Source organism: Planctomycetota bacterium, assembly GCA_016872555.1.
GTDB lineage: Bacteria > Planctomycetota > Planctomycetia > Pirellulales > UBA1268 > F1-20-MAGs016.
Genome location: VGZO01000081.1, coordinates 1 through 10,395 on the forward strand (window position 1 = coordinate 1; position 10,395 = coordinate 10,395).

The 10,395-nt window shown below is 71.2% G+C and carries 10 protein-coding genes; 2 read left to right on the forward strand and 8 right to left on the reverse strand.

The annotated features are described in order from the left end of the window. Window positions 1–276: 276 nt before the first annotated feature. The 3 genes from FJ309_16320 to FJ309_16330 all read right to left on the reverse strand — a co-directional run bounded on the left by FJ309_16320 (window position 277) and on the right by FJ309_16330 (window position 2,932). Complete coding sequence (locus tag FJ309_16320) at window positions 277–696, reverse strand: hypothetical protein (GenBank protein ID MBM3956147.1); 420 nt, start codon at window positions 694–696, stop codon at window positions 277–279. Between the two features lie 3 nt (window positions 697–699). Next, entirely contained in the window at window positions 700–1,581 is an 882-nt protein-coding gene (locus FJ309_16325; GenBank protein MBM3956148.1) for a hypothetical protein, read from the reverse strand. 280 nt (window positions 1,582–1,861) lie between these two features. Next, window positions 1,862–2,932, reverse strand: coding sequence for an RDD family protein (locus tag FJ309_16330; GenBank protein MBM3956149.1), 1,071 nt, complete (start codon window positions 2,930–2,932; stop codon window positions 1,862–1,864). On the opposite strand from FJ309_16330, the gene FJ309_16335 reads away from it, so the two are divergent. Beyond that, entirely contained in the window at window positions 2,790–3,797 is a 1,008-nt protein-coding gene (locus FJ309_16335; GenBank protein MBM3956150.1) for a stage II sporulation protein M, read from the forward strand. The genes FJ309_16330 and FJ309_16335 overlap by 143 nt on opposite strands. A gap of 31 nt (window positions 3,798–3,828) precedes the next feature. Here FJ309_16335 and FJ309_16340 read toward each other — a convergent pair whose 3' ends face one another. Genes FJ309_16340 through FJ309_16360 form a run of 5 tightly spaced genes read right to left on the reverse strand, consistent with a single transcriptional unit; the run spans window position 3,829 to window position 9,113 of the window. Beyond that, on the reverse strand, window positions 3,829–5,178 hold the full coding sequence (locus FJ309_16340; GenBank protein MBM3956151.1) for a DUF58 domain-containing protein: 1,350 nt from the start codon (window positions 5,176–5,178) through the stop codon (window positions 3,829–3,831). 8 nt (window positions 5,179–5,186) lie between these two features. Further along, window positions 5,187–6,179: a MoxR family ATPase gene (locus tag FJ309_16345; protein ID MBM3956152.1), complete on the reverse strand. Its 993-nt coding sequence runs from the start codon at window positions 6,177–6,179 to the stop codon at window positions 5,187–5,189. After that, on the reverse strand, window positions 6,125–7,477 hold the full coding sequence (locus FJ309_16350; protein ID MBM3956153.1) for a hypothetical protein: 1,353 nt from the start codon (window positions 7,475–7,477) through the stop codon (window positions 6,125–6,127). Before FJ309_16350 ends, FJ309_16345 begins: the two co-directional genes overlap by 55 nt. Continuing rightward, the gene (locus FJ309_16355; protein ID MBM3956154.1) at window positions 7,461–8,201 is read right to left on the reverse strand and encodes a DUF4129 domain-containing protein; all 741 of its coding nucleotides are present in this window, start codon (window positions 8,199–8,201) and stop codon (window positions 7,461–7,463) included. The genes FJ309_16350 and FJ309_16355 overlap by 17 nt, the downstream gene beginning before the upstream one ends. Before the next feature lie 42 nt (window positions 8,202–8,243). After that, entirely contained in the window at window positions 8,244–9,113 is an 870-nt protein-coding gene (locus tag FJ309_16360) for a hypothetical protein (protein MBM3956155.1), read from the reverse strand. A 300-nt stretch (window positions 9,114–9,413) separates the two neighbouring features. Between FJ309_16360 and FJ309_16365 the strand changes: the two genes are divergently transcribed. Next, on the forward strand, window positions 9,414–10,103 hold the full coding sequence (locus tag FJ309_16365) for a hypothetical protein (protein ID MBM3956156.1): 690 nt from the start codon (window positions 9,414–9,416) through the stop codon (window positions 10,101–10,103). The last annotated feature ends 292 nt before the right edge of the window (window positions 10,104–10,395 follow it).

Genomic DNA, 10,395 nt, shown 5'->3' on the forward strand with positions numbered 1-10,395 from the left:
CGCCAGGCGAAGCCTGGCTCCCTCGGCAATGCCTCCGCTCGCTCGGATGTCGACTTCGCTTCGCCATCCATGGCTCCGCTCGTCGCCTGAACGCCGGCTCCCGGGGCATGGGCAGCCCCTCCACGCCGATTGTGGATCACCCAGCGCGCCCCCGCCGCCGCCACTGGCGGCGGCCACGGTCGCCCGGAGGTGCGACCGCCGCAGGCGAGGGACACCTTGGCTGTCCCTCCGCCTGCGTAAGCCCCCGGGGCCATGGATGGCCCGGGGGCGCGAAAGTCAGTACTTCTGGATGAGATCGAAGCCGAGCATCAACTGGTCGTCGCTGGCACCGTCGTTGAACGGGCGCCGCGGCTGGCCGTCGGGGCCGCCGAAGAAGTCCCAGCGGATTGCCGGACGGGCGAGGAAGTTGCCGGTGGGCACCCAGTTGGGCCCGATCGTCAGCGAGTAATAGTTGCCCGGCAGCGGGACGTGGTTGGGGTTGCTCGGCCGATTGAGGCCGACGCGCGTGCCGTCGGTGTCCTGGAACCATTCGAAGCGCACGCCCCAGCGCCACGTCTCGCTCACCTTCCAGTAGAGATACTGGTCGATGCCGGTCCACAGCGCCGTGCCGCCGCCGACGAGGCCCTCGGCCTGGGTGCCGAGCCACTGATGAAACACGTACTCGACGTTGTCCGTCGGCCGGGCCTCGAGGATCAGGCTTTAGCGCGTGCGGTTGGCCGAGATCAGCGGCGGCTGCGGCTGGAAGAACGGCGAGAAGTCGTTGGCCTCGTCGCCGGTGATGATCGCGAATTGGGCGGCGCGCGTGTTGGAGTCGTTCTTGACCCGCAGCCGGCCGAGGAAGTTGGCCTTGCTGTAGGGGCTCGCCAGCCCGTTCCAGCCGTTGACGAGGCCGCCGTTGACCTCGACGTTGTCGGTGGCGCGCCAGTTGACGAGTCCGCCCCAGTGGGTGAACGGGCCGGCGAACTGGTAGCTGTAGGACTTCATGTAGAAGAAGTTGCCGACGGCCGGCACTCCTTCGTAGCCGACGAGCGAGTAGAAGTGGCCGAGCTTGATGTTGAGATCGCGGCTCCCGACCTCGCCGTACAGCTGCGGGATCGCCAGGCCGTAAAACTCTCCGGAGTTCCAGTCGCGCGTGCCGGGATTGACCTCCCAGCCCTGTGACATCGCCAGGGGGAAATCCTCGCCGTACAGGACGTCGGTGCGGGCACCGATGCCGACACCGTCCTCGGGGAGCAGGCGCTCCCCGATCAGATACACCTGATTGGCCATCGGCTCGTTGGCACGGTCGACGGCGTTGTAGGGGCCGTTGAACTTGCTCGCCGGGTTGCCGAAGTTGCCGACGAAGCCGCCGTCGAGCCAGCCGTAGACGCGGCCCCGCTCCCCTTCGCCGACCAGGAACCAGTCCTGCCCCGAGGGGATCACGCCCTCCGAGACCTCGTCGACGAGGACCGGGTCGAAGCGCTCGAACGAGCCCACCTGTCCCGGCCCGGCGACGAAGTCGCTCTCCTGGCCCGGCGCCGTCGCCGCCGTGACGAGGGCGATGCCCACCACGATCAACAATGCCACGCGTCTGCCGCGCATGCTCGTGCTCCTGTTTCCCGTGAGGCACCTTGTCCGCCGCTGGCAGTTGGCGGGGTAGGTCCCGATGCCGGTTCAATCGGACCGCGGGGCAAGGTGCATTGGCCGGGCAAGCGGCCCGTGGAACGGTCGCCCCCCGATCGCCTGAAACCCCGGGGTGACGCCGTCTTGCCCGGTTTGTCGAACCGCTGTGGAGAACCGGTCAGATGCCGGGGCGACTGCTTTGCCCCTGGCGGGCGCGGCGTTCTGGGAAGATGGTGACGCTCCCCAGGGCGGGGCGCAGTCAGCCGAGGCCGCGCTCGCGGCGGCGCAGCTCCGCTGTCAGCAGGTCGAGGAGGAACGCCTGCTCCGCGTCGGCTGGGGGCGGTTCGACGGCGAGGCGGGCGGCGATCGCCTCGGTGAGCCGGCGGGCGAGGCTCGTGCGCTGTTCCGGGGCGACGGTCTCCCAGCGCTCGAGGAGTTTCTCGACGGCATCGACATCGCGCCGGGGAAGGCGGGCCAGCGCGACCGACGAGAAGCGGTACCGCGCGTCGCCGGCTGGGCGTTGCGCCAGAACCGCACGGAGGTCGCTGAATTTCGGACGCTGCTCCGAGACCACCACCGTTCCGGCCACCATGTCGCCGAGACGTTGCGAGCGCTTGGACAGCAGCGGCACGACCCACGTCAGCGGGATCGAATCGATCAGCCGGAAGATGTTGCGGACGACGATCCCGCCGGCGTCGAGACCGAAGCCGTCAGCCTTCACGACCTGGAGGCCGCACCAGCGCTTGCCGGGCGTCTGGCCGCGCATCAGCAGCTCGAACAACGTGTAGTAGAGGAGGTTTCCCAAGCCGAAGATCACGAACATCAGGCCGACGAAATACGCGATCGACCGGTCCGCGTCTTCGCGGAATTCGCGGAACGCCGCCAGCGAGGAGACCGTCACCAGGGCGACGATCAGCAGCCCCAGTTCGACGAGCAGGGCGAGCGTCTGGTCGATGACCCAGGCGATGAACCGGGTCCCCAGTCCGGCAGGCTGGTAGCGGACCTGGATGTTCTCCGGCGTGTCGAATGCGACGGCATCGGTCATGCTGGGCGGGCCGCCTTGCGGCGGGAACGGGGCCGGGGGACGATGATCTACCGTGGGGCCGGGCGTGCACCGAGAATCGTATTGAAGTCGGCCGGATCGCGACCGGGCACCGCACGGCCCGCCCGCCCCCGGGAGCGGCAGTATGCAGGCATTCGTCGCCCGCCACAAAACCGAATGGGACGAGCTCGAGGCACTGGTACGCGTCGCCCGCCGGTCGCCGGCCCGGCTCTCGGCGGCCGACCGCCGCCGTCTCGACGCGCTGTACCGCCGCACGGCGGCGTGCATGGCGCGGATCGACAGCCGCGGCGACGACCCGGCGCTCACCGCCTATCTTCACGGCCTCGTCGCCGCCGCGCACAGCGTCATCTACCGGCCGCGGCGCCGCTCCCTGTGGGCGGGGGCGGGCACGTTCCTCGCCGACGGTTTCGCGCGCTGCGTCGCCCGCCACTGGCGGTTCCACGTGCTCTCGGCGCTGCTGTTCCTCGCCGGCCTCGGGATCGGTTTCGGGGCGTCGCGGTCCGACCCGGTCGTCGCCCACGCGCTGTGGGCCGACGGCGACCCGCGCCAGCCCGGCGCGACCGACGAGCAGCTCGCGGCCGTGCTGCGCCACGGGCGCGACGACGGCGCCGAGGAGAAGTTCGGCTTCGCCTCGATGCTCTTCCAACACAACCTCAAGGTCGGCCTGTTGGCGATGGTCGGAGGGGCGCTGGCCGGGATTCCGCCGGTGTTCCTCATGCTCTTCAACGGGCTCCACCTCGGGTCGTTCGTCGCGATCCACGACCGCCCCGGCCTCCGCGCCGAGACCTGGGCCTGGTTGCTGCCCCACGGGATCACGGAGATCCTCGCGGTGATCCTCTGCGGAGGTGTCGGCCTTCTGATCGGCGCGGCCTTCGTAAACCCCGGGCGGGTTTCACGCTGGACGGCACTGGCCCGGGCAGGGCGCGAGGCAGCGGCGACCTGCATCGGAATCGCCCTCCTGCTCGTGGCGGCAGCGGTGCTCGAGAGCTACCTCCGCCAGAGCCATCTGACGACGAACCAGCGCCTCGCGTTCGCCGCGGCCAGCGCTCTGTTTTGGGCGGTCTTTTTCGGCCGTGGCGCGCTGCTCGAGCGGTCGGCCGACGCGGCGCGTCGCGCCGGGGTCGCCGACTGACCGGCGGCCGGGGCGGCGCAGACGGGGCGCCTCAGAGGAGGTTCCGCCCGCGCAGCTCCACGAATCGGTTGATCAGCGGCACGGTCAACTGCCCCGGCTCGACGTCGAGGACATGGATCCCGTCGCGCTCCAGCGCCGCCAAGGCCCGCCCACGGTCGCGGAGCAAGCCGAACGCCACCGCCTGCCGGGCCCCGGCGGCGAGATCCTCGGCAGGGGTTCGGGTCACGCGGCGCAGCAGCGGCGTGCGCACGGCCGCCAGGAGCAGCAGATGACGCCGTGCCAGCCGGGCGAGTGCCGCCACCTGCGTCCGCGACGCCTCGAGATCACCGACGTCGGTGAGGACGACGACCAGGCAGCGCTTGGTGACGCGGCGCTGGAGCTCGGTGAACAGCGTCTGGAAGTCGGTCTCACGGTAATCGCATGCCAGCAACGCCGCAGTCTCGACGAGGCGCGACAGCGCCCGCGGGCCGGCGACCGGGGGCAGGTAGCCGCGGATCCGGTCGTCGAACGACACCAAACCGCAGCGGTCGCCGCCCTGGAGGACGACGCGCGCCAGGTTGAGCGCCGAGTCGACCGTGCCGTCGAGCTTTGTGCCGGTGCCGGTCGCCGCGCCCATCAACCGGCCCCGGTCGAGGGCGATGATCACGTCGCGGTGCTTCTCGATCTGGAAGCGGCGCACGACCGGAGCCCCATGGCGGGCCGTCGCCCGCCAGTCGATCCGGCGCGGATCGTCGCCGTCGCGGAACGGGAGGAGCGAGACGAACTCCGTTCCCGCACCCATCTCGCGCGAACGGAGCGTGCGGTCGAGGAGGAGGACGGCGGCACCGGTTTCCTTGATCAACTCGTCGCGCGAGGCGAACGTTTCGGGGAGCACCTCGATCGTCCCCGGGCACTCGACGACGCGCTGCGCCTCGAGCAAGCCGAGCGGGCCGGCGAGGCGGACCCACACCGGTCCGAAGGGATGGCGGCCACGGCGCGGAATCCGGCAGGCCACCGCGCGTTCGGCGCCGGACCCCGCCGTGGGGGCGAGCGCCGCTTCGTGCCACTCGGGCAGGCAGTCGGCGGGGTGGACGTCGCGGATCACGAGAGGCGGCAGGGGACCGTCACCGGAGACGACGACGGTGCTGGTGAACTCCAGGCCACGCCCGACCACGGCCGGAAGACGGCGCCGTGCACGAACGCCGGCCACGGCCCGCGCCGCGGCCCGGCCGTCGCGGATCGCCAGCAGCGCCAGGCCAACGGCGGCGGCGGCGACGAGCCACCCCCAGCCCGGCACGAAGAACCCGGGTACGGAGGCGACGATCGCCAGCGCCGCAGCGGCGACCAGCCGACGGCCGGGACGCAGCGTCACGGCGGGGGACGGGGGTTGGGCGGCACTCACGGGTTCCCTCAGCGCGGGATGTCGACGGTGGCGAGGATGTCGCGGAGGACCTCGTCGACCGAGGTGCCCTCGAGCTCCACCGTGGGCGCCAGCACGACGCGGTGACGCAGCGCCGGGACGAACACCGCCTGGATGTCGTCAGGGATCACGTAGTCGCGGTCGCGGAACCGGGCCAGGCTCTTGGCCCCGGTGAGCAGCATCAGGCCGCCGCGCGGGCTGGCACCGACCTCGAGGTCGTCATGGTCGCGCGTCGCCTGGACGAGCTGCTGGACGTAGGCCAGCACCTCGTCGCGGACGAACGTCTCGCGGATCGTCTGCCGGGCCGCGAGGATGTCGGCGGCGCCGGTCACGGCCTCGATGCGGGCCCGCTCGGGGGCGGCCAGTCCCGCCGAGGCATGGTGCTCCTTGAGGACCTGCAATTCGGCCTGGGGCGCGGGGTAGCCGACGACGACCTTGAACATGAAACGGTCGAGCTGGGCGAGGGGAAGGGGATAGGTGCCCTCCTGCTCGATCGGATTCTGGGTCGCGAACGTGAGGAACGGCTCGGGGAGCGGGTGGCGCGTGCCGTCGTAGGTGACCTGCAATTCCTGCATCGCTTCGAGGAGCGCCGCCTGGGTGCGCGCCGAGGCGCGGTTGATCTCGTCGGCCAACAGCAGGTTGGTGAAGATCGGTCCGCGGCGGAACTCGAACACGCGCGTGTCGTCGCGGTAGATGCTCGAGCCGGTCACGTCGCTGGGGAGCAGATCGGGGGTCATTTGGATGCGGCGGTGGTCGAGGTCGAGCGCCGCGGCGATCGAGCGCACCAGCAGCGTCTTGGCGACACCCGGTGGACCCTCAAGGAGCACGTGGCCGCAGCTGAACAGTGCCGCCAGTGACAGGTCGATCACCTCGTCTTGGCCGTAGACGACTTTGGCGAGCTCGGCGCGGATCCGCGCGAGCGACTGGGTCAGAGACACTGCGTCAATCTCCTCAGGGTTTCGAGCGTCCGCGCCGTCGTCCAGCGGCTTTCGGCAAGGAAGCGGTCGACGTCGCGGAGGGTGCCGACCGCGGCATGAGCGTGGACAGGATCGCGGCGCGCGAGGGCGGCTTCGAGGCGGTCGAGGTCAGCCTCTTCCGGCGGCAGCCCCGCACGGAGGGCGAGCTCGCGGGCAATCCCGGCGCGGACGTCGATGACGATCGCGCGCGGGTCGCCCCCGCCCTGCGACAGCAGGTTTCCCATCGCGTCGAGGTATTCGCCGATGCCGCGTCGATCGACGGGCCGGTCGGCGATCGGCGGGCCGAGACGCGTGCCCTGCCGCCACACGACCAGCAGCACCGTCGCCAGAAGTGCCGCCGCGACGGGGCCGAACCCGGGGCGCGTCACCAACCACATCGGCTGGCCGCGGGGGCCGAGGCCATGGTGAAACTCGTCGAACACGACCGGCTGGGAGCCGGGGGCCAGCAGGCGCACCGCGGCGATGGCGTTGTCGGCTTGGCCGAGGAACCGGTTCGCGAACAGCGCCGGGTCGGCGACCACGACGATCGAGCCCGCCCCGCGGGAAAAGGCGGCGGCGATCACGCGCGGTGCAGGTGAGGCCGGCTCCTCGCCGGAAAGCTCCTCCGCGGAACCGTCGGGGATTTCGAGCGTCGCCACCGCTCGGTGGTCGCCGTACTCGAGCCCGAGCCGGCGGCCGACGGGAAGGGCGATCCGGCGGATGTCGGGCCCAGCGCCAGCCCAGGCGCCGGTGCAGGCGACGTCGTCGAGCCAGGCTTCGAGGCGCGTGCCGCCGCCGAGCATGCCCTCGAGTACGCGCCGTCCCCGGCCGGCGAGCGATTCGTCCGGTCCCTGCCGATCGCGGCCTGCCGCCGGACCGGCGTCGACCACCACGAGACCTTCGAGGCCGAGGGCCGTCGCCACGTCCACCGGTTTGACCTGGTCGCGGCCCCGTCGCGCCTGGTCACCGGGCTCCGGCGCGGTCGGAGGGGCGGGGGCGACGACGATCCGACCCCCTGCCTCGATCCAGGGCATGAGTCCGGCCAGGTACCGCGAATTGAATCCGACGATCGACGGCGACGGGGCGAGCAGGACGAGCGTCGCCGGGGGCAGGTCGGGCAGCGGCGGGGCGGTGCGCCGGTCCACCGGGATGCCGAGCGCCGCCAGCGTGTCGAAGATCCCACGCTGGCCGAGCGCCTCGACGCCAAACGAGTCGCGGCCGACGCCACCGGAATCGGGGGGCGCCAGCGTCGACAGGATCGCTGTCGCCAGCGCGATCGCGAACAGCGCCAGTGCCGCGATGATCGCGCTACGGGGAGAGGGCATCGGCCGTCGCCTCCGTGCGGATTTCGGCAGAGAGCGGTGTCACGCTGCCCTGGCGCCCGCGACCGTCGGCGAACCCGACCCTCGCTCCGGAAGCGAGCAGGTCGACGATCCTCCGGTGGTGCTGGCGGCAGGATTCGAGGTCGGTCGGCGTGCACGGGCGGTCGCCGTACCAGGCCCGCTCGAGCGTGTCGACGAATCCCGAGAGCGGGGCGTGGAGAGGGCTACGGGCGGTGCGTGCGAGCACTTCGCGGTCGGTGAGCCCGCGCGGCAGGGGCTTGGAGGCGATCTCGATGCGCCGCAGCGCCGCGAGGAACAGCCTCCGAACGGCCGTCACGAGGTCGCCGGCCCGGGCGGCGTCGTCGGCCGCTGCCTCGAGGTCCTCGGGCCGCACCGGTTCCGCCCGTGCCCGGCCCATGGGCAGAGGTGCGCGCCGGCTGCCGAACAGAGCCAGGATCGAGACCACGATCTGCCACACGATGAATGCCAGGATCGCGACGAGGACCGCCGCCACCGCCAGACGGAGGACGATCGGCAGTCCCTGGAGGAACCGGAAGGCATCGACGATCGCGGCCAGCACGCGGAGCAACAGCTCCATGAGCAGCGATCGCTCCGGGTCGCCCCCTCCGCGGTCAAGCCGGAAGCCCGGGCCGGCGAGGACCTCCGCCGCGGCGCGGCGGATCGTGTCGGCGTCGGCGGTCGGACCGGGGCTGGGCACGACTGGCACGTTCGTTTCCCCCGAGCGTCGCGCACGCTCCCCACGCTGGGATCATCGGGCGCCGCTGTCGCGGGTGGATGGTAACTCAGCGGGGATCGACGCCCTGTCGTCCCCGAAGCGGACGGCGGGGCTCTCGGCGCCGAGTGATGCGGCCACGTGCTCGAGGTCGAAATTCTCCTCCTTGCAGCGGCAGGAGAAGTAGAGGACCACGAGGGCCGTCAGCGAAACCAGCGTGAGGATCGACTGCAGGACCACGGTCGCGCCGGTGATCAGGTACGGGTTTCCCAGCAGACCCGCTCCGCCACCGACCACGAACCCGAGGATTCCGAGCACGAGGAGGACGAGAAACGCCGTGTTCATCGAACCTTTCATCAGCGCCCGGCTCCGCTTCATCGCCTGCCATCCGGAGATGTTCTCGACGACGGTCACTTGCTGGGAAAGCAGGTACCAGAAACTGAAGTAGATCCCGGGGATGATCAGCAACAGGAAGCCGATGCTGATCGTGGCACCGACGAGGAAAGTCGTCCACACCACCGGGCCGAAGCGCCGCCAGCCGCGCGCCAGCGCGGCGCCCGGGGTGATCGCGTGGCCGAGGTACTTCTGCGCGACGAAGTGCATCAGCGCGGCGTTGATCCACGAGCCGATGACCAAGGCGCCAATCACTTGCGCGCCGGTGAAGGCAAGGGTCGTGGGCAGGGCTGCGGCGACCGCCGCGGCGCGTTCCTCGGGGCTCGCATCGGGGCTGACGGCAGGCGTGACGAAGACATTGACGAGGCCCAAGACCAGGTTGAACGCCAGCAGCGGCAGGACGATCCTGAACAGCGGGCCGAAGTGATCGCGGACGATCCGGATCGCTTGGTCGAGGATGCCGCCGACGCCGAGCTCGCGGACCTCGTACTGCTGGCTCGAGTCGGCTGCCATCAGTCACCTCCGCAGGTCGTGCAGTGCCCTCAGGGGACCCGCCCCCCATTCGTCGGAGTCGTATGCTACACCGCGGTCGCGGAAAACAATTCCCAGGCGGGGATCTGCGGACGACCACGGTGCGTCACCTCGATCCAGCCCTCCGCCGAATCCGGGAGACGCCTGCCACGTGGTGGCGACTGGCGACCGTCGTGGCACGGCCGAAAAGTTGCAGGTTTTTCTCCTGCGCGCCAACAATAAGGTGGTGGCGGTCGGGTGGTGGTCCTTCCGACCTGGCCAAAGATGACTGAGGAAACCTCGATGAAGACGACGATTTCGATCGTTCCCCTCCTGATCGCACCGGCGCTGCTCGTGCTCGCAGCGCCGCCCGCGTCGGCGCTGCCGCCGCGCTCCGAGCGTGTGACGACGCGGATCGCCGAACGGGCCTACGCCCGCCAGGCGATCGCCGAGGCCCGCGCCGAGCGCGCGGGCGCTCGCGTCGAGGCGATCGCTCCTGTCGCTCCCGTGCCCCCGCCACCGCGCCCCGCCACCGTGAGGCGCATGCTCCGCGCGGGAGTGCCGCTCGAGGGGATCATCGCCGCGTCGCAGCCGCCGGGCGCGCCCCGCGTCGTCCTGGTTCCGCTGCCAAGTGCAGCCGGCGCCGTCGGTGTCGAACCGGCTATCGTGCCCCCGGGTCCGGCAGCAGTCACAACGACGCCTCCGCTCGCCCGGATCCCGGCACCGTCCCCGCCGCGAATGCTGTCGGCGCTCCCGAAGACGCGCCCCGCGATGCCCGTCGCTCCCGTACCAGAGACTGCTGCTGCGGCGTCGCTCGAGTTTCCAGCGCAGTCGCCGCGCCCGGCTGTCGCCGAATCGCGCGACGACATCGGCGCTGACGGAACTCGTAGCGTGCTGGTGGGGGGCGAAGAGCCGGTGGCAGCCGACGGCGCGCCATCGGCCGCGACCGGACCGGAGCCAATCGAGCTCTTGCCCGTGCCGAGTCCGCGGTAGCTTCACGCGGGCGAAGCCCTCCATGGCCTTCGCCCGCTGAGTCTGCCGCCGCATCCATGCGGCGTGGCGTTGTACCCGTGAGCGAAGCCCTCCATGGCCTTCGCCCGCTGAGTCTGCCGCCGCATCCATGCGGCGTGGCGTTGTACCCGTGAGCGAAGCCCTCCCTGGCCTTCGCCCGCTGAGTCTGCCGCCGCATCCATGCGGCGTGGCGTTGTACCCGTGAGCGAAGCCCTCCCTGGCCTTCGCCCGCTGAGTCTGCCGCCGCATCCATGCGGCGTGGCGTTGTACCCGT

Excerpts from the sequence above, each read along its gene's own strand:
- FJ309_16360 (MBM3956155.1), bottom strand. The coding sequence starts at position 9,113 with ATGGCAGCCGACTCGAGCCAGCAGTACGAGGTCCGCGAGCTCGGCGTC.
- FJ309_16365 (MBM3956156.1), top strand. The coding sequence starts at position 9,414 with ATGAAGACGACGATTTCGATCGTTCCCCTCCTGATCGCACCGGCGCTG.
- FJ309_16335 (MBM3956150.1), top strand. The coding sequence starts at position 2,790 with ATGCAGGCATTCGTCGCCCGCCACAAAACCGAATGGGACGAGCTCGAG.
- FJ309_16350 (MBM3956153.1), bottom strand. The coding sequence starts at position 7,477 with ATGCCCTCTCCCCGTAGCGCGATCATCGCGGCACTGGCGCTGTTCGCG.
- FJ309_16330 (MBM3956149.1), bottom strand. The coding sequence starts at position 2,932 with ATGCACGCCGCCGTGCGGCGGTACAGCGCGTCGAGACGGCGGCGGTCG.
- FJ309_16325 (MBM3956148.1), bottom strand. The coding sequence starts at position 1,581 with ATGCGCGGCAGACGCGTGGCATTGTTGATCGTGGTGGGCATCGCCCTC.